The sequence below is a fragment of the Streptomyces sp. GB4-14 genome (genome assembly GCF_022696125.1).
GTDB lineage: Bacteria > Actinomycetota > Actinomycetes > Streptomycetales > Streptomycetaceae > Streptomyces > Streptomyces werraensis.
In genome coordinates this window covers 5,464,429-5,486,532 of the sequence record NZ_RZHO01000002.1, presented here as the reverse complement: position 1 = coordinate 5,486,532, position 22,104 = coordinate 5,464,429, and the positions used below count along the sequence as shown (strand labels likewise).

Annotated in this window: 18 protein-coding genes; 6 read left to right on the top strand and 12 right to left on the bottom strand. The window is 74.1% G+C overall.

All coding sequences use genetic code 11. From position 1 onward, the window contains the following. Positions 1-329: 329 nt before the first annotated feature. Positions 330-707 carry a DUF1844 domain-containing protein gene (locus tag ELQ39_RS26265; protein WP_190004130.1) on the top strand — a complete coding sequence of 126 codons (378 nt, stop codon included), beginning with the start codon at positions 330-332 and terminating at the stop codon, positions 705-707. Between the two features lie 44 nt (positions 708-751). Here ELQ39_RS26265 and ELQ39_RS26260 read toward each other — a convergent pair whose 3' ends face one another. Beyond that, positions 752-1,483, bottom strand: a complete 732-nt coding sequence (locus ELQ39_RS26260; protein ID WP_225628944.1) for an SseB family protein — start codon at positions 1,481-1,483, stop codon at positions 752-754. 60 nt (positions 1,484-1,543) lie between these two features. Here ELQ39_RS26260 and ELQ39_RS26255 point away from each other — a divergent pair, with 60 nt between their 5' ends. Then, positions 1,544-2,359 (top strand): serine hydrolase, encoded by an 816-nt coding sequence (locus tag ELQ39_RS26255; RefSeq protein WP_242594282.1) that lies wholly within the window; start codon positions 1,544-1,546, stop codon positions 2,357-2,359. A 13-nt stretch (positions 2,360-2,372) separates the two neighbouring features. On the opposite strand, the gene mycP is transcribed toward ELQ39_RS26255, so the two are convergent. Next, on the bottom strand, positions 2,373-3,536 hold the full coding sequence (gene mycP / locus ELQ39_RS26250; protein WP_242594280.1) for a type VII secretion-associated serine protease mycosin: 1,164 nt from the start codon (positions 3,534-3,536) through the stop codon (positions 2,373-2,375). Beyond that, positions 3,533-5,368 (bottom strand): hypothetical protein, encoded by a 1,836-nt coding sequence (locus ELQ39_RS26245; protein ID WP_242594278.1) that lies wholly within the window; start codon positions 5,366-5,368, stop codon positions 3,533-3,535. Before ELQ39_RS26245 ends, mycP begins: the two co-directional genes overlap by 4 nt. Before the next feature lie 272 nt (positions 5,369-5,640). Between ELQ39_RS26245 and ELQ39_RS26240 the strand changes: the two genes are divergently transcribed. Beyond that, positions 5,641-6,843, top strand: a complete 1,203-nt coding sequence (locus ELQ39_RS26240; RefSeq protein WP_242594277.1) for an amino acid deaminase/aldolase — start codon at positions 5,641-5,643, stop codon at positions 6,841-6,843. Positions 6,844-6,869: 26 nt separating this feature from the next. Here the strand turns inward: ELQ39_RS26240 and ELQ39_RS26235 are convergent, their stop codons facing one another. The 4 genes from ELQ39_RS26235 to ELQ39_RS26220 are packed head-to-tail and all read right to left on the bottom strand — an operon-like array spanning position 6,870 to position 11,476. Further along, complete coding sequence (locus ELQ39_RS26235; protein ID WP_242595660.1) at positions 6,870-7,883, bottom strand: DUF2510 domain-containing protein; 1,014 nt, start codon at positions 7,881-7,883, stop codon at positions 6,870-6,872. Positions 7,884-7,931: 48 nt separating this feature from the next. Then, positions 7,932-8,714, bottom strand: coding sequence for a 3-oxoacyl-ACP reductase (locus tag ELQ39_RS26230; protein ID WP_190004126.1), 783 nt, complete (start codon positions 8,712-8,714; stop codon positions 7,932-7,934). 6 nt (positions 8,715-8,720) lie between these two features. Next, positions 8,721-10,097 (bottom strand): aldehyde dehydrogenase family protein, encoded by a 1,377-nt coding sequence (locus ELQ39_RS26225; protein WP_242594275.1) that lies wholly within the window; start codon positions 10,095-10,097, stop codon positions 8,721-8,723. A gap of 8 nt (positions 10,098-10,105) precedes the next feature. Beyond that, positions 10,106-11,476 (bottom strand): glutamine synthetase family protein, encoded by a 1,371-nt coding sequence (locus tag ELQ39_RS26220; protein WP_242594273.1) that lies wholly within the window; start codon positions 11,474-11,476, stop codon positions 10,106-10,108. A gap of 85 nt (positions 11,477-11,561) precedes the next feature. On the opposite strand from ELQ39_RS26220, the gene ELQ39_RS26215 reads away from it, so the two are divergent. The 3 genes from ELQ39_RS26215 to ELQ39_RS26205 all read left to right on the top strand — a co-directional run bounded on the left by ELQ39_RS26215 (position 11,562) and on the right by ELQ39_RS26205 (position 14,604). Continuing rightward, a complete protein-coding gene (locus ELQ39_RS26215) occupies positions 11,562-12,296 on the top strand; it encodes a FadR/GntR family transcriptional regulator (protein ID WP_242594271.1) in 735 nt (244 codons plus the stop codon). 157 nt (positions 12,297-12,453) lie between these two features. Beyond that, positions 12,454-13,899 (top strand): ethanolamine permease, encoded by a 1,446-nt coding sequence (gene eat, locus ELQ39_RS26210; RefSeq protein ID WP_242594269.1) that lies wholly within the window; start codon positions 12,454-12,456, stop codon positions 13,897-13,899. 18 nt (positions 13,900-13,917) lie between these two features. Continuing rightward, a complete protein-coding gene (locus ELQ39_RS26205; protein WP_242594267.1) occupies positions 13,918-14,604 on the top strand; it encodes a gamma-glutamyl-gamma-aminobutyrate hydrolase family protein in 687 nt (228 codons plus the stop codon). Between the two features lie 679 nt (positions 14,605-15,283). On the opposite strand, the gene ELQ39_RS26200 is transcribed toward ELQ39_RS26205, so the two are convergent. The 5 genes from ELQ39_RS26200 to ELQ39_RS26180 all read right to left on the bottom strand — a co-directional run bounded on the left by ELQ39_RS26200 (position 15,284) and on the right by ELQ39_RS26180 (position 22,038). Beyond that, positions 15,284-16,219: a LysR family transcriptional regulator gene (locus tag ELQ39_RS26200; RefSeq protein ID WP_242594265.1), complete on the bottom strand. Its 936-nt coding sequence runs from the start codon at positions 16,217-16,219 to the stop codon at positions 15,284-15,286. 419 nt (positions 16,220-16,638) lie between these two features. Further along, entirely contained in the window at positions 16,639-17,367 is a 729-nt protein-coding gene (locus ELQ39_RS26195; protein ID WP_242594263.1) for a helical backbone metal receptor, read from the bottom strand. Further along, positions 17,364-17,936 (bottom strand): helix-turn-helix domain-containing protein, encoded by a 573-nt coding sequence (locus ELQ39_RS26190; protein ID WP_190004118.1) that lies wholly within the window; start codon positions 17,934-17,936, stop codon positions 17,364-17,366. Before ELQ39_RS26190 ends, ELQ39_RS26195 begins: the two co-directional genes overlap by 4 nt. Positions 17,937-18,344: 408 nt before the next feature. Continuing rightward, the gene (locus ELQ39_RS26185; RefSeq protein WP_242594261.1) at positions 18,345-20,960 is read right to left on the bottom strand and encodes an ABC transporter permease/substrate binding protein; all 2,616 of its coding nucleotides are present in this window, start codon (positions 20,958-20,960) and stop codon (positions 18,345-18,347) included. Continuing rightward, positions 20,953-22,038: a quaternary amine ABC transporter ATP-binding protein gene (locus ELQ39_RS26180; RefSeq protein ID WP_190004116.1), complete on the bottom strand. Its 1,086-nt coding sequence runs from the start codon at positions 22,036-22,038 to the stop codon at positions 20,953-20,955. Before ELQ39_RS26180 ends, ELQ39_RS26185 begins: the two co-directional genes overlap by 8 nt. Positions 22,039-22,104 lie beyond the last annotated feature (66 nt).

The following is a 22,104-nucleotide window of genomic DNA, read 5'->3' as shown; positions in this document are numbered from 1 at the left end:
AACCGCGCCGAGACACGAAAAATGCCCCGGACGATCACCTGCGGGGCTCCTCGAACTACCGGAGCACCGCCACGGGGACCGCGGGGCGCGCTTTCGGGCGGATCGCCGACTCGGGGACGGGATCTGCCTGACCGGTGACCCGCCGCCCTGAGGGCGGCCAGGTGGGAGTTCGAAAGCCTCCACTTGTGGGCCGGGCTCGCGTGCCGTGAGACATACGGGTCCGACCGGTCGTTACACAAGGTTAGCAGCTCCCGGAGACGTGCACCAACCGGCCGTCCGCCCGGCTCCTGGCGTCGGGAGCGCGCCGGGCTGCGCCTATCGTGTGGGGCATGAGTGAGACCTCCCCCTCGGACACCCCCGAGACCCCCGGCAGCCCCGACTTCGACGCCATGGCCCGCGACATCGCGGAGGTCCCGGCGGTCGAGGTGATCGTGACGGTCGCCGTCAACCTGATGAGCGCCGCCGCCGTGAAGCTCGGTCTGACCGAGGAGGGCGACCAGCACAAGGACCTGGACGAGGCCCGCAAGCTGGTGCACGCACTGGCCGGTCTGCTGGACGCCTCGGCGACCGAGATCAGCTCGTTCCACGCGGCGCCGCTGCGGGACGGTCTGAAGTCGCTGCAGCTCGCCTTCCGCGAGGCCTCCCTGATCCCGGACGAGCCGGGCAAGGGGCCGGGCGAGAAGTACACGGGCGCGGTCTACGGCTGACGCGGCGGGCGCCCCGGTGCCGGGGCGCCGTCCTTCCTTCTTCCTCAGCTACGCACGTACAAGGGCTCGCCGGGAGGCGTCGCCTCGGCCGGCAGGACCGCCAGGTCGAGGCCGCGCACCAGGCGGGCCCTCAGTGTCTCGTCGGCGGCGAGCCGCTGCGCCACGGCGCGGGCGGCCTCGGCGACCGGCGCGGCCGGGTCGAGGACCAGGGCGAGGGTGCCGTCGGCCTGTCCCGGCCCCAGATGGGCGCGGACCACGGACGGCTCGGCGGCGACGGCGGCGCGCACGGCCTCGACGACGGCGGGGTCCTTCAGCGGGTCGGTGCTGGTGCGGCCCTCGGCGAGGGCGAGCAGCGTGGGCCCGGTCAGTTCGAACGGCACCGGGCCCGCCAGGTCGAGGACGACCGTGTCCGCCTTCTCGTGCGCGGCGGCCTGGAGCGCCTGGTGCAGCGGTACGGCGACGGGGCGGGCCGCCGGGTCCCAGCGGGCGAGGGAGTCGGTGGAGGTGAAGGCGGGCAGCGCGGTGCGCCCCCCGGCCTTGAGCGTCGGCACGGCCATGTCGCTGGTCTTCTCGCGGCGCAGCCCGTTCTCGTCCTCCTCGACCTCGCCGAGCACGGCCACCACGGGCACGAGCAGCCGGGCGTCCTTGAGCGCCTCCAGGACCGGGCCGACGGCGTTGCCGTCCTCCGCCCAGGCGGCGAGCGCGGCGCTCAGCCGGGGGTCGGCCGAGCCGTCGTCGTCGCGGAAGGGGGAGTCGGGAATGTTCTTGTTCGCCACGGTCCCCGACCTTAGCGGCCGTGGGCGGGACGCCCGGACGCGGGCGGGAGGGAGCGCGGGATGACGGACGGGCCGAGGGTGTCGGCGGCGGCGCTGGATCTGGCGAGCGGGGAGACGTACGCCTCGGGCGGCGGGGAGTTCGTGACGGCGAGCGTGGTGAAGGTGGACATCCTGACCGGGCTGCTGCTGACCGCGCGCGACGCGGGCCGCGGACTCACCGCGGCCGAGCGGGCGCACGCGGAGGCGATGATCGTACGCAGCGACAACGACGCGGCGACGGCGCTGTGGCAGGTGGTGGGGCGGGCGGCGGGGCTGGACGCGGCGAACGCCCGGCTCGGCCTCACCCGCACCGTGGCCGACGCGCGTTGGGGGCTGACCCGGACGACGGCCGCGGACCGGGTGAGGCTGCTGCGGCAGGTTTTCGCACCGGGGGACGTGCGGGCGTACGTGCGGGAGTTGATGGAGCGGGTCGTGCCGGAACAGGCGTGGGGTGTGCCGGCCCTGGCCGACCCGGGCACACGGTGGGCCGTCAAGAACGGCTGGCTGCCACGGGACGCGACGGGGCTGTGGGTGGTGAACAGCACGGGGTGCGTGACGGTGGGCGGGCGCGTGTACGCGGTGGCGGTGCTGTCGGACGGGCACGCGTCGATGGCGGAGGGGGTGGCACGGGTGGAGGAGGCGGCGCGGGACGCGGTGCGGCGCTGCGGAGGTGCCGCTGTGCCCACCCGTGCCGCCCCAGCCACGAATGCCCGCAGCCAGGGCGGTGGCAGCAGCGCCCCTCTGGGGCGCGGGGAACTGCGCGACCAGCCACGGACTGCCCGCACCCGCCCACGCAGCGCCGCCACCCCCTCATGGCGGGGCGAACTGAACCCGTAGGCGCCCGGCGCGCTCAGAACGTGTCGGTCTCCCGGCGCCCCCGCCACAGCACGACCGCCACGACGAGGAGCACTCCGCCGACGCCGCCTGCCAGAGGGGCGGCCCAGTCTGCGGTGTCGTCGCCGGGGCTTTCGGCGGCCGGGCCCGGACCGAAGTACTCGTCGCCGTACGCCGCCGCCTCGAGGCCCTCCGGCTTCAGCCGGTCGGCGGCCTCGATCGCGGCGGCCGGATCGACGAACCCGAAGCCGCGGGAGTCGTCGCGTCCGGCGGCGGGCGCGTTGCGGGCGGTGTCCTGAAGGAGCCGCTTGATCTGCGCCGGGGTCAGGTCCGGGTGGGCGGCCTTCACCAGGGCGACGGCGCCGGAGACGAACGCGGCGGCGGCGCTGGTGCCCCAGCCCTCGTAGTACTTGTGGTCGGGGTCGGCGATGATCACGTCGACGCCGGGGGCGCTGACCGTGGCGTACCAGCGGCGGGTCGAGAAGGGGGCGCGGGTGCCGTAGCGGTCGACGGCGGTGGCGGCGATGACGCCCGGGTACGCCGCCGGGTAGGAGATCCGGTCGCCCTTCTCGCCGCCGTTGCCGGCGGAGGCGACGACGACCACGCCCTTGCGCAGGGCGTACTGGATCGCCTCGTCCTCGCCCTCCTCCGGGTGCGCGGAGGCGGAGTCGTCGCCGAGGGAGAGGTTGATGACGTCGGCGCCGTGGTCGGCGGCCCAGCGGATGCCCTCCGCGAGGGCGTTGCCGCGGGTGCTGCGGGCCTTGGCGCGGGCCGGGTCCTTGTCCTCGAGGATGACGCGGACGGGGAGGATCTTCGCCTCGGGGGCGACGCCCAGGACGCCGTCGCCGTTGCCCGGGCCGTGCCCGTGACCGGCGATGATGCCGGCCATGGCGGTGCCGTGGCGGGCCCACGCCTCGTCGCCCTCGCGTGCGCCGAAGCCGACGAGGTCCTTGCCCTGGAGGACGTTGCCGTCGAGGTCGGGGTGGTCGGCCTCGACGCCGGTGTCCAGGACGGCGACGGTGACGCCCGCACCGCGCGTGGTGGACCACACCTGGTCGGCGTGCAGGGCGTCCAGGGCCCACTGCCGGTCGCGGATGGTGTCGGCGTGCGCGGTGGTCCCGGGCACCAGGACGAGGGCGGCGGCGAGCAGGCCGCCGAGGGCGGCGGGGCGTTTCCTCATGACGGACGCTCCGTGGGGGTGCCGGCCCGTTTGCGCAGGGCGCGTTCGAAGCGGTCGGCGAGACCGCGGGCCTCGTGGCCCAGGCCCGCCTGGGCGGGGGCGGTGGTGGCTCCGGACCGCATGGCGTCCTCGGCGGGCAGCGGCTCGTCGACGGATCGGCCGTCGGCCCAGCCGGAGACGGCGTAGACGACGACGGGGGCGTCGGTGAGCACGGAGATCGCCCAGGAGGCCCGCTGCTCGGGGCCGAAACCCTCGGCGGCGGTGTCCTTCGCCGCGTACGGCAGCGGCATGAGGTCGCCGCGGCGGTCCAGGCGCTCCCGCTCGAAGCGGCGGGCGAGGGCCTCCATGCCGACCGCGTCCGCCTCGGTGAACAGCAGGCCGACGGTGGTGACATGGCTCTGCGTGGCGTCGGTGTAGGTCGCGCGGAGCAGGCGCTCGCAGCCGACGGGGGCGAGGACGCGGGTGAGGAGGGCGTCGAAGGCGCCCTCGCAGCCGCTGTCGGGGGCGACGGCGATCCGCGTCCAGACCCGGTCGGCCTCCCCGGGGCCCGCTCCCCGGCCCTGCACGGTGGGCGGGAACAGCTGGTCGACGGGCACCTCGTGCCACAGGTCGCCCGCGACCGCGAAGGCGTGCCGGGTGCCGGGTCCCTCGGGTCCGTCGGCGAGCCAGGCGCCGGTGACGGCGCCGCCGATCAGCCCCGTGCCGAGCACGAGACAGACGGCCGCGGCGACGGCCTGGCCGCGGGTGCGGCGCGCGAACGGGCGGGGCCCGGTCTCGGGTCCCCCGGAGGACACGGAGGCGGGACGTCCCGCGCCGGGGACGCCGCCCGGGGACATGGGCGCGCTCCAGGACAACGCGGGGTCCGGCTCGGCCGGGACGGCGCGCAGCCGGGTGGTGGTCTCCGAGGGGGTGTCCGGGCGGGGCCGGTGCGCGGGCCGGGGCGGTACGGAGGGCGCGGGCGGCGTGACGGCGGGGGTCGCGGACCCGGCCCGCCCGACGGTGGGCGGCGCGTCCGGGAACCGCGCGGAGGCCTGGGGCGGCGGGGGCGCGGCGCGGTCGTCGGCGCCGATACGGGGGAAGCAGGGGCGCTCCCCGGAGGCGGGGCGCGGGGGTGTGCCGCCGGGGGCGGGGGGTGCGGCCGGGCGGACGGGGGTTCCGTCGCCGGTGGGGCGGTACGTGGGCTCGGCGGGGGCCGCGCCGGCGCGGCGTGTGTCGGACGCGGCGGGCGTGGGACCGTCGCCGGCCGGGTGGTACGGCCGCTCGGCGGCGCCCGTGCCGCGCGCGTCGGGGACGGCAGGGGCGGCCGGGCGGTGCGCCGGTTCGGCAGGGGCCACGCCGCGGGGGGCGCCCTCGCGCCAGGCGTCGGGCGCGGGGCGCCGGGTGCCGACGGTGCCCGCGCGGTTGCCGGTGCCGGACGGCCGATGCGGCCGCTCGGTACGGGCCGCGCCCGCGTCGAGCGCGTCGGCGGACGCGCGGGGCGTCGTCGTGCTGTCGTCGGCGGTGCTGTCGCCTGTCGCCGTACCCGCGTCCCACGGGCCGGGCGTCCCCCGGCCGGCGCCGGGCGCGTCCGGTCCGGGGCGCGGGGCCTCGGGGCGGTCCGTGCCGGACTGCCGGTACGGATGTGCGTCGCCACCGGCGCCCGAGTCCGTGCCGTCGGACGCGGTGCGCTGGGCGACCACCCGGCCCGTGTCGTCGGAGGCGGGCCGGTCCGTCTGCGGCGAGGGGGTGTCGTCCAGGGGGGTTCGGGGGTCGAACGGTCCCGGGTTGCCTGCGGTGCGGGGGGCGTGGGGCGGGCGTGGGGGGAGGGAGGCGCGGCGCGCTTCCGTGCTCATGCACCCCCCGTTTCCTCGTGCCCGGGCCGGTCCTCGCCGTCCGCGGCCGGTGTGTCGCTGCCAGGTGGCCCGGCGCGGACGCGTCCCGGGCACAGATACCCGCACGACCGGCGCGTCATCCCGCCCGGACGACCGGGCCGGCCCCGTACCGCCGTGCGTGCGCGTCACTCTACGGCGTGCGGCGCGCCGAACGGGAACCAGTCCACAGGCCCGCGGCATCTGCCCGGAACGTCCCCCTACCCTGCGGTAATCCGGTCTGGCAGGCTGCGGTCATGACTGCGCGCGCCGCCGACCGGGCCCGTTACGACCGGGCCACCGCACAGCTCGACGCTCCCGTCGCGATCGTGGATCTCGATGCCTTCGACGCCAATGCGGACGATCTGGTCCGCCGTGCCGGGGGCAAGCCGATCCGGGTCGCCAGCAAGTCCGTGCGCTGCCGGGCGCTGCTCGAACGCGTCCTGGCCCGTGAGGGTTTCGCGGGGATCATGTCGTTCACGCTCGCCGAGTCGCTGTGGCTGGCCCGCTCCGGTTTCGACGACGTCCTCCTCGCCTACCCGTCCGCCGACCGCGCCGGGTACGCCGAACTCGCCGCCGATCCCAAGCTCGCCGCCGCAGTGACCGTGATGATCGACGATCCCGCGCAGCTGGACCTGATCGACGCGGCGCGGGCCGGCGGAAGTGAAGTGGTGCGTGTGTGCCTGGAGTTGGACACCGCGCTCACACTGCTCGGCGGGCGGGTGCGGATCGGCGCCCGCCGCTCCCCGCTGCACTCCCCCGCCCAGGTCGCCGAGATGGCCCGTGCGGTGGCCCGCCGGCCCGGGTTCAAGGTCGTCGGGATCATGGCGTACGAGGGGCATGTGGCCGGGGTCGGGGACGCGGTGGCCGGGCGGCCGCTGCGGTCCCGGGCGGTGCGGCTGATGCAGGCGGCCGCGCGCCGTGAACTCGCCGAGCGGCGGGCCGCGGTGGTGCGGGCGGTCCGGGAGGTCGTGCCGGACCTGGAGTTCGTCAACGGCGGCGGCACGGGCAGTGTGCAGCACACGGCGGCCGAGGACGCGGTGACCGAGATCGCGGCCGGTTCGGGCCTGTACGTGCCGCGGCTGTTCGACAACTACACGTCGTTCAGGGGGCGTCCGGCCGCGCTGTTCGCCCTGCCGGTGGTGCGGCGGCCCGGGGTCGGCGTGGTCACGGTGCTGGGCGGCGGCTACCCGGCGTCCGGCGCGCCCGGCGCGGACCGGCTGCCGGTGCCGTATCTGCCGGAAGGGCTGCGCTACGACCCGCAGGAGGGCGCGGGCGAGGTGCAGACGCCGCTGCTGGGACCGGTCGCGGACGATCTGCTGATCGGCGACAAGGTGTGGTTCCGGCACGCCAAGGCGGGCGAGTTGTGCGAGCGGTTCGACACGCTGCACCTGGTGGAGGGGGACGCCGTGACGGCGACCGTGCCGACGTACCGGGGTGAGGGGCACACGTTCCTGTAGCCGCGCCGTGCCCGGCCCGTGGCCGCTCAGCCGGTCGGGCCGATGCTGCTGCCGACGCCGCCGGACGCCTGGCCGGCGGTCGAGCGGATGCCCTTGGTGATGCGGTCCATGTCGGCCACGGGCGGTCCGTCCGGGCCCGCCTCGAAGATGAAACGGACGAGGACCGGGGACTCGGTGCCGACGCCGGACGGGAAGACGAGGGACTGGACGTGGCCCCCGGAGCCCTTGGCGGTGGTCACCCGCCAGCGCACCAGGTATCCGGCGCGGCCCGCCACCGCGACGGGCCCCGCCTTGACGACCTGGTGGGACGTCATGCCGCCGTAGGGGCGGTTGCCGAGGGTGTCCTCGTCGAAGGCCTCCTCGGCGGCTTCGGGGATGTCCGCCTCGGCCAGGGCGCGGGGTGAGGACTCGTCGGTGCCGGTCACCGTACGCGAGACGACCATGCCGCCGCGGCAGAGGGTGCCCTCTCCGGGGCAGTCGTGGGTGCCGTCGGTGGTCATGACGGCGTCCTTCTCGACCACGTGCTGCGGGCGGACCCAGCCGTCGAGGAGCGGGAAGGTGACGCCGTTCAGCTCGTCCACCACCACGCCCTCGTCCCGCGGCGCGGGCTCGGAGGGCGAGGGCGACGGCTGCGTGGACTGTGTCGTGGGCGCGGGAGCGGTCGGGCTGGGCCCGGTGCGGACCTCCGGGTCCCCGTCGTCACGGGTGAGCGCCACCGCCCCGGCGACGACGGCGGCGACCAGTACGGCCCCGGCGGCGGTCAGTGCGACGGCCTTGGCCCCGCCGGAGCCGCCCGAGCCGCCGGACCCACCGGTACCGCCACCGCCGGGCGGGGCCGGAGGACCGAAGCCTCCCGGAGCCCCGTACGAACCCGGCGCCTCAGGGGCGCTCGGCGCTCCGTACCCGTGCGCCCCCGTCCCGGACGCCGGCGCGGGCCCGGCCGCCGGTGTCCGCCGGTGCCCGGTCCAGGCCGTGCCGTCCCACCAGCGCTCCAGGTGCGGGGCGTGCGGGTCGGGGTACCAGCCGGGCGGGGGCGTCATGCTCATCCGAGCACTGTAACGACGGGCGTCGTCACCGCGGGACGGGCACTACAGGGGTGTGACGTACGCCCCCGAGATGCCGCCGTCGACGAGGAAGTCGGTGGCGTTGACGAAGGACGAGTCGTCGCTGGCCAGGAAGGCGACGGCGGCGGCGATCTCCTCGGCCTCGGCGAACCGGCCGAGCGGGATGTGCACCAGCCGTCGCGCGGCCCGCTCCGGGTCCTTGGCGAACAGCTCCTGCAGCAGCGGGGTGTTGACCGGCCCGGGGCACAGCGCGTTGACCCGGATGCCCTCACGGGCGAACTGCACGCCGAGCTCACGGGACATGGCGAGGACGCCGCCCTTGGACGCGGTGTACGAGATCTGCGAGGTCGCCGCGCCCATCCGGGCCACGAAGGACGCGGTGTTGATGATGGAGCCTTTGCGCTGCTCCCGCATGTAGGGGATGGCGGCCTTGCAGCACAGGTAGACGGAGGTGAGGTTGACCTCCTGGACCCGCTTCCAGGCCTCCAGGCCGGTCTCCAGGATGGAGTCGTCGTCGGGCGGCGAGATGCCCGCGTTGTTGAACGCGACGTCGACGCTGCCGTACGTCTCGTACGCGGTGCGGAACAGCGTCTCGACCTGCTCGGGGTCGGTGACGTCGGTGTTCACGAAGATCCCGCCGGTCTCCTCGGCGGCGGCCTTGCCGCGGACCTCGTCGACGTCCGCGCAGACCACGTTCGCCCCCTCGGAGGCCAGGCGGCGCGCGGAGGCGAGCCCGATGCCGCTGCCGGCTCCGGTGACGACGGCGGTGCGGCCGGCCAGGCGGCGGCAGATGATGTCCTCGCTCATGTGCGGTCAGGCCTCCGTGCTGATGAAGACGTTCTTGGTTTCGGTGAAGGCGGTCAGGGCGTCCGGGCCCAGCTCGCGGCCCACGCCGGACTGCTTGAATCCGCCGAAGGGGGTCCAGTAGCGCACGCTCGCATGGGAGTTGACGGACAGGTTCCCGGCGCGAACGGCGCGGGAGACGCGCAGGGCGCGGCCGACGTCCCGGGTCCACAGGGAGCCGGCGAGTCCGTAGTCGGTGGCGTTGGCGAGTCGGACGGCGTCCGCCTCGTCGTCGAAGGGGAGAACGACGGCGACGGGTCCGAAGACCTCCTCGACGGCGACCCGGTCGTCGGGACGGACGGCGGTGAGGACGGTGGGCGGGAACCAGTAGCCGGGGCCCTCGGGCGCCTTGCCGCGGATGCCGTCGAGGTGGTCGGGGACGTAGGAGCGGACGCGGTCGAGCTGGGTGCGGGAGATCAGCGGGCCCATGTCGACGTCCGCGTCGCCGCCGGGGTCGCCGACGCGGACGGCCTCGATCGCGGGGGCGAGCAGTTCCAGGAAGCGGTCGTGGGCGGAGCGTTCGACGAGGATGCGGGTGCGGGCGCAGCAGTCCTGTCCGGCGTTGTCGAGGAAGGACATGGGGGCGGCGGCCGCGGCGGCCTCCAGGTCGGCGTCGGCGAACACGATGTTCGGGCTCTTGCCGCCGAGTTCGAGGGTGACGCGCTTGAGGTGCGCGGCGCCCCTGGCCCACACCTGTTTGCCGACGGCCGTGGACCCGGTGAACACGATCTTGGCGACGCCGGGGTGCTCGACGAGGGCGTTCCCGGCGACCGGGCCGTGTCCGGGGAGCACCTGGAACAGGCCTTCGGGAAGACCGGCCTCCAGGGCGAGTCCGGCGAGGCGCAGGGCGGTGAGGGGGGTGGTCTCGGCGGGCTTGAGGAGGACCGCGTTCCCGGCGGCGAGGGCGGGTGCGGCGCCCCAGGCCGCGATGGGCAGGGGGAAGTTCCAGGGGGCGATGACGCCGACGACGCCGAGGGGCTCGAGGAAGGTGACGTCGATGCCGCCCGGGACGGGGATCTGCCGGCCGGTGAGGCGCTCCACTCCCCCGGCCGCGTAGTCGAGCAGGTCGCGGACGTTCCCGGCCTCCCAGCGGGCGTTCCCGAGGGTGTGGCCGGCCTCGCGGACCTCCAGCCGGGCGAGTTCCTCGACGTGGCCGTCGACGGCGGCGGCGAAGCGGCGCAGCAGACGGGCGCGTTCGCCGGGCGCGAGGGCGGCCCAGACCGTCTGGGCGCGGGTCGCGCGGGCGACGGCGGCGTCCACGTCGGCGACGGTCGCGGCCGGGACGGTGGCGATGACCTCCTCGGTGGCGGGGTTGCGCACCTGGAGCTCGGCGGACTGGTCGGACACTCGGGGCCTCACATGCGTTCGAAGGAGCGGCGCAGCTCCCAGTCGGTGACCGCGGCGTCGAAGGCGTCGGTCTCGACGCGCGCCATGTTGCGGTAGTGGGCGACGACCTCCTCGCCGAAGGCCGCCTCGGCGATCTCGCTGCGCTCCCACAGCTCCGCGGCCTCGCGCAGGGTGGTGGGGACGTGGTCGAAGCCGGCGGTGTAGGCGTTGCCCGCGCAGGGCTCGGGCAGTTCGAGGCGCTGCTCGACGCCGTGCAGCCCGGCGGCGACCATGCCGGCCACCGCCAGGTACGGGTTGACGTCGCCGCCCGGCAGCCGGTTCTCGAAGCGCAGGGAGCGGCCGTGGCCGACGACACGCAGCGCGCAGGTGCGGTTGTCGTGGCCCCAGGCGACGGCGGTCGGGGCGAAGGAGCCCGGCTGGAACCGCTTGTAGCTGTTGATGTGCGGGGCGTAGAGGAGGGAGAACTCACGGAGTGCGGCGAGCTGTCCGGCGAGGAAGTGCCGCATCACCTCGGACATGCTGTCCGGGTCCTCCGGGGAGTCGGGCATGGCGCTCTCGCCGCCGAGGTCGGCGAGCGACAGGTGGATGTGGCAGGAGTTGCCCTCGCGTTCGTTGTACTTGGCCATGAAGGTGATCGAGACGCCCTCCTGGGCGGCGATCTCCTTGGCCCCGGTCTTGTAGACGGAGTGCTGGTCGCAGGTGACCAGGGCGTCGTCGTAGCGGAAGGCGATCTCGTGCTGGCCGGGGTTGCACTCGCCCTTGGCGGACTCGACGGTGAGGCCGGCGCCGGCCATCTCGTTGCGGATGCGGCGCAGCAGGGGCTCGACGCGGCCGGTGCCGAGCACCGAGTAGTCGACGTTGTACCGGTTGGCCGGGGTGAGGCCGCGGTAGCCGGAGTCCCAGGCCTGTTCGTAGGTGTCCTTGAAGACGATGAACTCCAGCTCGGTGCCGACCTGGGCGGTGTAGCCGAGGGCGGCGAGCCGGTCGAGCTGCCGGCGGAGTATCTGCCGGGGCGCGGCGGCCACCGGGGAGCCGTCGGCCCAGGCCAGGTCGGCGACGACCATCGCGGTGCCCTCGTTCCAGGGGACGCGGCGCAGGGTGTCCAGGTCCGGGTACATGGCGAAGTCGCCGTAGCCGGTCTCCCAGGAGGACATGGCGTAGCCGTCGACGGTGTTCATGTCGGCGTCGACGGCGAGCAGGTAGTTGCAGCCCTCGGTGCCGTGGTGAAGGACCTCGTCGAGGAAGAAGCGGGCGGCGAACCGCTTGCCCTGGAGGCGGCCTTGCATGTCGGGGAAGGCCAGGACGACAGTGTCGATCTCGCCGCCCGCGACGAGGGCGTGCAGCTCCTCGACGGGAAGCGGCGGTGTGCGGTCTGCCACGGGAGGGCCTCCTCGGGCTTCTTCGGTCAACCGGGAGCCATAAGGTATTGCCGGGAACCATTGCTTGGGAAGGGGGCACGACCAGATGCCCAAGGATGCGGTGGGCGCGGTGGGGGACCGGCTGGCGCCGGTGCTGCGGCAGGTGCGTGCGGGCAACGGCTTCGAGGAGGCGCTGGAGCAGATCCTGCAGGTGGTGCGGCTCGGGCTGGTGGCGGGCGGGGAGCGGCTGCCGGCCGAGCGGGAGCTGGCGGAGCGGCTGGGGATCAGCCGGGTGACGCTGCGCGAGGTGCTGAAGGTGCTCCAGGACCAGGGCCTGGTGGAGTCCCGGCGCGGCCGGTACGGCGGGACGTTCGTGCTGCCCAGGCCGACGGACGCGGGCGAGGAGGAGCTGCGGCGGCGGATCGCCGAGGTGGACATCGAGGACGTGCTGCGCTTCCGGGAGGTGCTGGAGGTCGGCGCGGCCGGGCTGTGCGCGGGGCACGGGCTGACGGACGTGCAGGCCGGGCGGCTGCGGGAGGCGCTGGCCGGCACGCAGGAGGCGCCGCTGGGCGACTACCGGCGGGCGGACACCCTGTTCCACCTGACCCTGGCGGAGCTGTCCGGCTCCCCGACCCTGACGGCGCAGTACGCGGCCGTTCGGGCGACGGTGAACGACCTGCTGGACTGCATCCCGCTGCTGGTGCGCAACCTGGAGCACTCGCAGCGGCAGCACGCGGCGCTGGTGGGGGCGGTCCTCGAGGGGGACGCGGACGGGGCGCGCGAGGTGATGCGGGAGCACTGTGGGGGTACGGCGGCGCTGTTGCGGGGGTTCCTCGCCTGACGGTGTGGCGCGCGGCGGGTGCGGGCAGGGTTTACGGCGGCTTGTCGCACGGGGGTTGCGCTCGCGTCGGGTGCGCCACGAGGGTAGGGGACCGCAAAGGTCTGGATCCGTTCCATTACCGTCGTCCGCGCCACACCGCCTCCTGGGGAGCCGTGCCGTGAGCCTTCCGTCCGCATCCCGTGAACCCGCCGGCGAGCCCGACGACTACCTGGAACGCCGGAAGCTGCGCCGGGGCAGCGCGGGCTGGCTGCTGCTGACCGGACTCGGCGTCGCCTACGTCGTCTCCGGCGACTACTCCGGCTGGAACTTCGGCCTGGCCGAGGGCGGCTTCGGCGGCCTCGCGATCGCCATGGTCCTGATGGGCGCCATGTACACCTGCATGGTGTTCGCCCTGGCCGAGCTGTCGTCGATCCTGCCCACGGCGGGCGGCGGCTACGGCTTCGCCCGCCGTGCGCTCGGCCCGTGGGGCGGCTTCCTCACCGGCACCGCCATCCTCATCGAGTACGTCCTCGCGCCGGCCGCGATCTCCATCTTCATCGGCGACTACGTCGAGTCGCTCGGGCTGTTCGGCCTGGAGTCGGGCTGGCCGGTGTACCTGGCGTGCTTCGTCGTCTTCATCGGCATCCACCTGTGGGGCGTCGGCGAGGCGCTGCGGTTCAGCTTCGTGGTCACCGGCATCGCGGTGGCCGCGCTGGTGGTGTTCGCGCTGGCGGCGCTGCCCCAGTTCGACGCCTCCTCGCTGGACGACATCCCGGTGGACTCCTCGGCGCTGGGCGCGAGTTCGTGGCTGCCGATGGGGCTGCTCGGGATCTGGGCGGCGTTCCCGTTCGGCATGTGGTTCTTCCTGGGCGTGGAGGGCGTGCCGCTGGCCGCCGAGGAGACCCGGGAGCCGGCCCGTACGCTGCCGCGCGCGATCCGCTGGTCGATGGGCATCCTGGTGGTGCTGGCCCTGATGACCTTCCTCACGGCGGCCGGGGCGCGCGGCTCGTCCGCCGTCCAGGACGCGGGCAACCCGCTGGTCGAGGCGCTCCAGCCGGACGGCGAGGCGACCGTGCTGAGCAGGATCGTGAACTACGCGGGCCTCGCGGGGCTCATCGCCTCGTTCTTCTCACTGATCTACGCCGGTTCGCGGCAGCTGTTCGCGCTGTCCCGGGCGGGCTACCTGCCCCGGTTCCTGTCCCTGACCAGCAGCCGGCGCGCCCCGTACCTCGGCCTGGTGGTCCCGGGCGCGATCGGGTTCGCGCTGGCCGCGAGCACGGGCAACGGGGCGCGGATGCTGAACATCGCCGTGTTCGGTGCGACGATCTCCTACGCGCTGATGTCGCTGTCCCACATCGTGCTGCGGCGCCGGGAACCGGAGCTGCCGCGGCCGTACCGGACGCCGGGCGGGGTGCTGACCTCGTCGGTGGCCCTGGTGCTGGCCTGCGCGGCGCTGGTGGCGACGTTCCTGGTGGACGTGACGGCGGCGTTCATCGCGCTGGCGGTGTACATCGTGGCGCTGGCCTACTTCGGGCTGTACAGCCGCAAGCACCTGGTGGCGAAGGCGCCGGAGGAGGAGTTCGCGGCGCTGGCGGCGGCCGAGGCGGAGCTGACGCGGGACTGAGGAAGAGGAGGTGCCCGGGTGTCGGGCAGGCCACTGATCGGCATCAGTACGTACGCGGAATCGGGCGTGCGGTGGGGCGTGTGGCAGCTGGACGCCGCGCTGCTGCCGGCCGGCTATCCGCGGCTGGTGCAGCGGGCGGGCGGACTGGCGGCGATGCTCCCGCCGGACGCGCCGGAGCACGCGGCGGCGGCGGTGGCCCGGCTGGACGGCCTGGTGATCGCGGGCGGCCCGGACGTGGAGCCCGCCCACTACGGCGCCGAGCCCGACCCGCGCACGGGGCCTCCGGCCCGGGCCCGGGACGCCTGGGAGCTGGCGCTGATCCGGGCCGCCCTGGAGCGGGGCGTGCCACTGCTCGGCATCTGCCGGGGCATGCAGCTGCTGAACGTCGCCCTGGGCGGCACCCTGGTCCAGCACATCGACGGCCACGCGGAGGTCCCGGGCGTCTTCGGCCACCACCCGGTCAAGCCCGTCCCGGGCACGCGGTACGCGCAGGCCGTCCCCGAGGAGACGTCGGTCCCCACCTACCACCACCAGGCGGTCGACCGCCTCGGCACCGGCCTGATCCCCTCCGCGTACGCGGAGGACGGCACGGTGGAGGCCGTCGAACGGCCTGGCGGCCCCTGGGTGGTGGGGGTGCAGTGGCATCCGGAGATGGGGGAGGACGAGCGGGTGGTCCGCGCGCTGGTCGCGGCGGCAGGGGTCTGACGAGAAGCGGCCCGCCGGCCCGTCCACGGCAAGCGCGGGACGGTAGGGCTGTGCCCTGCGATTCCGCGCCGGCCGGCCGGTAGCCACCCGAGTACGGAGGCCTGAACGGCTCGCGTCAGGCTCGGCGCGTACGGCAACCGGTCGGGCACACGGTACGGAGGCGCGGCGGGCGGCGGCCGAGCAGCCCCGTCGGCGCGGCGGGCGACCCACCCGCATGCCCCGTCCTCGGGGCAGCGCTGTGCAGCGGCCTGGCACGGCGCAGTCGCCCGGGAGTCGCTCCTCCCCTCGGCCACGGCTCGCGCACCGACGCGTAGGGCGTCGTGCCGTGCTTCGGCCCCGGTCCGCCGCGCGGCTCCCCGTTCTGCCCCGTCATGGGCGTCTTCGTCGCCGTCGGGCTCGGCGCGGCCTCGGTCCTGCCCCGCCCCTCCCCGCCGAGGACGGCGTCGGCCCGGGGTCGCGGGCACGGGTGCCGACCCCGAGGCCCGTCGGAGGCCTCCACACCCCGGCGCCCAGGGTGCCGCAGGTGATCGAAGGGACAAGGCGCCCCCGTCCACGGCGCGGCAGCCCGCATCGTCCCGGCCGGGGCGTCTGCCGCCGCAGGCGCGGCGACGGGCACGATCCGTGTGACATCGGCGGCCAGGACGCCGCGTCCTTCCTCGCCGGGCGCGGGCCCGGATTCTCAGCTTCGGGTCAGCGACAGCAGATCCCGCGCCGGCCCCGTCGGGCGGTGGCCCGTGGGCCAGACCGCCCGCAGATCGCGGGCCAGGGCGACCGACTGGACCGGGATGCGGACCAGACGCCGCATCCCCAGCTCCTCCCCCACCGCCAGCTCGCTCAGCACCGCGGGACCCGCGCCGCCGACCGCCGCCGCCTTCACCGCCGTCGTCGAGGACAACTCGATCAGCGGGCGGGCCAGGCCGCCGAGCGCCGCGTCCAGCACCTGCCGGGTGCCCGAACCCTCCTCCCGCAGGACGAGCGGCGTGGCCGCCAGTTCCTCCGCCGCGAGGGGGCGTCTTCGGCGGGCCCAGGGGTGCGAGGGGGCCGTGACCACGACCAGCCGGTCATGGGCGATCACCGCGGAGTCGAGCCCGGCCGGCACCGTCAGCCCCTCCACGAAGCCGAGGTCCGCCTCCCCCGCCAGCAGCCGCTCCGCGACCGCCGTCGAGTTGCCGGCGAGCAGGGACACGGCCGTGTCGGGGCGCTGCGCGCGCAGCGCGACGAGCCACCCCGGCAGCAGGTACTCGGCGATCGTCATGCTCGCCGCGACCCGCAGCCGTGAGTCCCTGCGGTCCCGCAGCGCCTGCGCGCCCGCGTCGAACGCCTCGGCCGCCTCGACGATCCGCCGGGCCCAGTCGGTGACCAGGGCGCCCGCGTCGGTGAGCCGCGACCCGCGGGGCGAACGGTCGACCAGGGCGACGCCGAGCTGCCGTTCCATCGAGCGGATCCGGCTGCTCGCGGCGGGCTGGGTGATCCCCAGCTCCCGCGCGGCACGGCCCAGACTCCCCACCCGTGCCACGGCGAGCAGCAGCTCGAGCGCTCCGAGGTCGGGCACCCTGTGCGCGAGCGAACCGCCGTTCCCGGGCCGGTCGTCGCCGTGGTCTTCCGTCCTGCTCATAAGCCCAGCTTATGCAACGCGCGGCGCACGCCCGGACGGCCGCTGTCCGGCCCGTGGTCGCGCCTGTCGGATCACGCCGCATGTCCGGCACCCCGCCGGTCGGCCGCACACGCCCGCCCGTGCACGCCCGGACAGGCGTCCTCACCGGACCGCGGACCCGTGGGCCCGTGCGAGGGAAGACGCGGCACGTCCGGCACGCTGCCGGCCGGCCGCGTACGCCGGCACGGTGTGCCCGGGTCGCCGGCGCCGCCTCCGCCGGTACCCGCCGCTTCGGCCCGCTCACGGCGGGTCCCGCAGAGCCGCTCACGGTCATCGGCCGGAACGCGCCGTCCGCTCGCCCGGCCCCGTGCGCCGCCGGACGCGTCCCGGCCCCGGCTGCCCGCGGCACCCGAAGCACACCCCGCCGCGCGCGCCGCCGCTCAGGCGCCCGCCTCCCGCAACGCCTGCCCCAGCGCCTTCGGCGCCTGGGCCAACGACGGGCCGTACCAGGTGAGAGGGCGTCCGCCGACGAGGGCGCACGGCAGGCCGGGAAAGGCTTCCGGGCCGTCGTCGGCGGTGAAGCGGTACGGCTCGTCGGGGAGGACGACCAGATCCGGCCGTTCCGCGCGCAACTCGTCGAGCGGGACGCGCGGATACCGTTCGGAGTGGTCCGCGAACAGATTGCGTACGCCGAGCCGGGCCAGCAGGTCGCCCGCGAAGGTGTCACGGCCGAGCACCATCCAGGGACGGCGCCAGACGGGGACGACCGCCGTACGCGGCTCCCGGAACACCGGCGGCGCCTCCCACGCCGCCTGGGCCGCGTCCAGCCAGCCGGGCCGGCTCCGCACCCCGCACGCGGTCAGGACGCGGTCCAGTTCGGCGAAGGCCTGCGGCAGGGTCCGCACGTGGGTGACCAGGACGTCGAGGCCCGCCGCACGCAGGGCGTCGAGGTCGGGCGGCCGGTTCTCCTCCTCGTTGGCGATCACCAGGTCGGGGGCCAGCCCGGCGATCCGGTCGGTCTTCGGGTTCTTGGTGCCGCCGATGCGCGCCACGTCCAGGCCGGGCGGATGCGTGCACCAGTCGGTGGCCGCGATCAGGGCGCCGGGCGCCGACACGGCCACGGCCTCGGTGAGCGAGGGGACGAGGGACACCACGCGGAGGGCGCTCATCGGCGCGGCTTGGTGTCCCGCAGCGCCTCGATGTGCTCGGCGACGGCGACGATCAGCAGCCGGGTCTCCGGCACCGTGGCCCGCCAGCGGTGCCGTACACCGCCGGTGAGGTAGAGGGTGTCGCCGCGGCCGAGGCGGTAGGCGCGCCCCTCGGCCTCGATCTCCACGGCGCCTTCCGCGACGTACATCAACTGGTCGTTGCGGAACTGCAGTTCACGTCCGGCGTCGTGATCGCCGGTGAACTCCTGCGCGTGCATCTGGTGGTGGCCGCGGACCAGGGACCGCACCCGCGGCTCCGCCCACTCCTCGGCGCCGTCGGCACGGACGACGTCCACGCTGCACGCCGGGTCGGCGGCGGCGAGCAGTTCGACCGCGGTGGTGCGCAGCGCGTCGGCGAGCTTCTCCAAGGAGGTCTGGCTGGGACGCGCGCGCTCGTTCTCGATCTGGCTGAGGAACGGGACCGACAGACCGCTTCGCTCGGCCACGACGGCGAGGGTGAGATCCAGCGTGCGGCGTCGCCGCCGTACGGCAGCGCCCACCCGCAGGGGCTGTTCTTTGTGGTCGCCCATCGCTCCGGCTCCCTCCTTCGCCGCTCGTCGCACCCGACCGCCGAGGTTCCGGCGCTCTTCCCTCGCTGAGTTGTCTGCACCCTACGCATGTTCGGCAAACCGTTTCAGGCGCCTGTCACGTCGCGGTCACGCGCGGCCGGTGCGGACCTCACAGTTCACGCCAGCCGCCCGTCGGGCCCCTCGGCACACCCCGGATGCGAAAAGGGGTGTTCCCGCCATTGTTCACCGTGTTCGCCGGAAGGTCACGAGGAGATTCCAGGAGGTTCGGGCAGGGGTTCGCGCTCTGTGGTTGTCCGGATTCTTACGGTGGCGGGGGGCGGCTCCGGACGGCGCGAGGGGCGGGTCCGGGCGCCCCTGAGGACGCTCCGGGACCCGCCCCTCGCAGGACGTGACCGGTGTGCGCGACGGCTACTGCGGCGTCATCCGCTCCACCATGTCCGGGTGCTCCTCGAGCCAGGCGGCGACGGCCTCCTCCTCGTGCCCCTGGCCGCGGTTCTTGATCTCCGCCTCCAGGGTGCCGAGCTCGTCCTCACTCATGCGGAAACCCTTGATCCACTCGGTGAGCCGCGGGTACTGCTCGGGGAACTTCTTGCTGGCGATCGTGCGGATCGTGTTCCCCTCGCCGAAGGCCTTCTTGGGATCCTTCAGCTTGGTCAGCTCGTACTCGCTGTAGGCCCAGTGCGGCGACCACAGGGTGACCGCGACGGGCTTCTTCTGCGCCAGTGCGCGCTTGAGCTCGGCCAGCATCGCGGGCGTGGAGCCGTCGACGACCTCGTACTCGTCCTCGAGGCCGTAGCCCGGCAGCACCTCGTTCTTCAGCAGCTGCATCTCGCCGGTGCCGGGCTCGATGCCGATGATCTTCCCGTCGAAGAGGTCGGCCTTCCCCTTGAGGTCGGCGAGCGACTTCACGTCCTTGACGTACGACGGGACGGCGATCTCCAGCGAGGTCGGCTCGTACCAGGTGCCGAGGTCGGTGAGCTTGTCCTTGTTCTTGTCCCAGTAGTTCTTCTGCGCGTACGGCAGCCACGCGTCGAAGTTGAGGTCGAGGTCTCCGGAGGCGAGGCCGGTGTAGACCGGGCCGACGTCCATCTGCTTCAGGTTCAGCTTGTAGCCGCGCCGCTCCAGGACGTTCTTCCACAGGTAGGTGACGGCGATGTCCTCGTCCCAGGGGAACCAGGCGATGTCCAGCGGCCGCTTCGCCTCGGCGGGCGTGCCGCCGCCCCCGGAGTTCACGGGAGCCAGCTTGTCGACGACGTCCGGGTTGGACTTCAGCCAGGTGCGCACGGCCTCCTGCTGCTTGCCCTTGCCGGCCTTGTTGATCTCGGCCTCCAGGCTGGTGAGTTGCTCCTCGGTCATCGAGAAGTTCTTCAGCCAGTTGCCGACGGTGGGGTTGTCGCCGGCGAAGCCCTTGCGGGACAGCGTGTGCACACCGTCGCCCTCGCCCCAGGCGCCCTTGGGGTCCTCGAGCTTCTTCAGGTCGAGGTCGTTGTACGCCCAGTGCGGGGACCAGAGCGTGACGACGATCGGCTCCTTCTTGCTCATGGCGCGCTTCAGTTCGGCCAGCATGGCCGGGGTCGAGCTGTCGACGACCTGGTACTCGCCGTCGAGGCCGTACTCCTTGAGGACCTTGCTCTTCAGCAGGGCCATCTCGCCGGCGCTGGACTCGATGCCGGTGATCCTCCCCTTGAACTGCCCGGCCCTGCCCTTGAGGTCCGCGAGCGAGTTCACGTCCTTCATGTAGGCGGGGACGGTGAGTTCCAGGGACGTCTCGTCGTACCAGGATCCGAGGTCGTCGAGGCGGGAGCCGTACTTCTTCCAGTACTGCTCGTGGGTGGTCGGCAGCCAGGAGTTGGTGACGACGTCGATGTCGCCCTGCGCGAGGGAGGTGTAGAGCGGCCCGGCGTCGAACTGCTTGGCCTCCACCTCGTATCCGCGCTGCTCCAGGATCTCCTTCCAGAGGAAGGTGGAGGCGATGCCCTCGTCCCAGGGGACGTAGCCGAGGGAGACCTTCTGGCCCTTGCCGACCTTGCCGTCGCCGGCGGTGTCGGAGGAGCCGCCGGAGCCGCCGAACAGGCTCATGCCGCCGGCCACCAGGGCCAGGACGACGACGCCGATCACGGCGACCTGCGGGCGCGGCCGGTACGACCAGATCTTCATGCGGCCCGCGGCGCGGGCGCGGGCGGCGGCCCGGCGGCCCAGCGGGGACACCTGGGTGCCCAGGGCGCTGGTCATGCGGTCGAGGTAGATCGCCAGGATGACGATGGCGACACCGGCCTCGGAGCCGAGGCCGACGTTGAGCTGGCCGATGGCCTCGTTGACGTCGCCGCCGAGGCCGCCGGTGCCGACCATGCCGGCGATCGCGGCCATGGACAGACCCAGCATGATCACCTGGTTGACGCCCGCCATCACCGTGGGCAGCGCCAGCGGGAGCTGGACGCGCAGCAGGGTGTCGCGGGGCGTGGTGCCGAACGCCTCGGCCGCCTCGACGAGTTCCTTGTCGACCTGCCGGACGCCCAGCTCGGTCATGCGGACGCCGGGGGCGAGGGCGAAGATCAGGGTGGCGACGATGCCCGCGGAGGCGCCTGTGCCGAAGAACAGGATCGCCGGGATGAGGTAGATCATCGCGGGCAGCGTCTGCATGAAGTCCAGCACGGGCCGCACCAGTGAGCTGACGCGGTCGGAGCGGGCCGCCCAGATGCCCACGGGCACGGCGACGACCAGCGCTATCAGCGTGGCGACCAGCACCAGCGACAGCGTGATCATCGCGTTCTCCCACAGCTCCATCGACACGATGAACGCGAAGCCGAGGAAGGTGAGGACACCGGCGAGCGCGCCGCGCAGCCAGAAGGCGATCACCGCGAAGATCGCGACGAGCAGCAGCGGCTCGGGCGCCTGGAGGACGGCGTTGATGCCGTCGTAGGTGCCGGTGAAGACGGTCTTGAAGAAGTCGAACAGCCAGCTGACGTGGGCGAGGAGCCAGTCGACGGCGTCGTTGACCCAGTCGCCGAGCGGGATCCTAGGCATGCGCCATCACCTTCCCGCCCTGGTCCTTGGGGCTGTCGCAGACGCCGGGGTCCGCCTCCTCGTCGCCGAGGAAGCCGACCAGGCGCTGCCGCGGCACGACGCCGACGAGCTCACCGTCGTCGACCACGGCCACCGGGTGCGGCAGGCGCGCGCTGATCGCGCACAGCTCCGTGAAGGACGTGCCGGGCGTCGCGGTCTCACAGCCGCAGTCGGCCTCGTCGCCGCGCACCTCGTGGTCCATGACCGCTTGGGCGGTGAGCACGCGGGAGCGGTCGACGTCCTGGGTGAAGGAGGCCACGTAGTCGTTGGCCGGGCGGATCAGGATGTCCTGTGCGGTGCCGATCTGGACGATGCGACCGTCCCGCATGACGGCGATGCGGTCACCGAGGCGCATGGCCTCGTTGAGGTCGTGGGTGATGAAGACGATGGTCTTCTTCAGTTTCTTCTGCAGCTCGATCAGCTGGTCCTGCATGTCACGGCGGATCAGCGGGTCGAGGGCGCTGAAGGACTCGTCCATCAGCAGCAGGTCGGCGTCGGTGGCGAGCGCGCGGGCGAGGCCCACGCGCTGCTGCATGCCGCCCGACAGTTCGTCGGGCCACGAGTCCTCCCAGCCGGCCAGGCCACACAGGGCGAGCGCCTCGTCGGCGCGGCGTTCGCGCTCGGCGCGGGGCACGCCCTGCACTTCAAGACCGTAGGCAGCGTTGTCACGGACGCTGCGGTGCGGGAAGAGCGCGAAGTGCTGGAAGACCATGCTGATCTTCCGGGACCTGACGTCCCTCAGCTCGCGGTCGGACAGGGCGGTGAGGTCCTGTCCGTCGAAGCGGACGTGCCCGGCGGTCGGCTCCAGCAGACCGTTCAGCATCCGCAGCAGGGTCGACTTGCCGGAGCCCGAAAGGCCCATGACGACGAAGATCTCGCCCGGCTCCACGGAGAAGGACGCGTCGATGACGGCGGCGGTGACGCCGTCGGCCCGCAGCTCCTCGCGGTCCGCCGTGTTGGTGCGCAGTCGTTCCACTGCCTGGTCCGGTCGTCTGCCGAACACCTTGAACAGGTGCTCGGCCTCAAGCCTTGATGACACACGTACCTCTCGTCTCGGCGACAGATCCCGGAGCGATGCGAGGCGGACCCGTGGGCCGCGACAGGT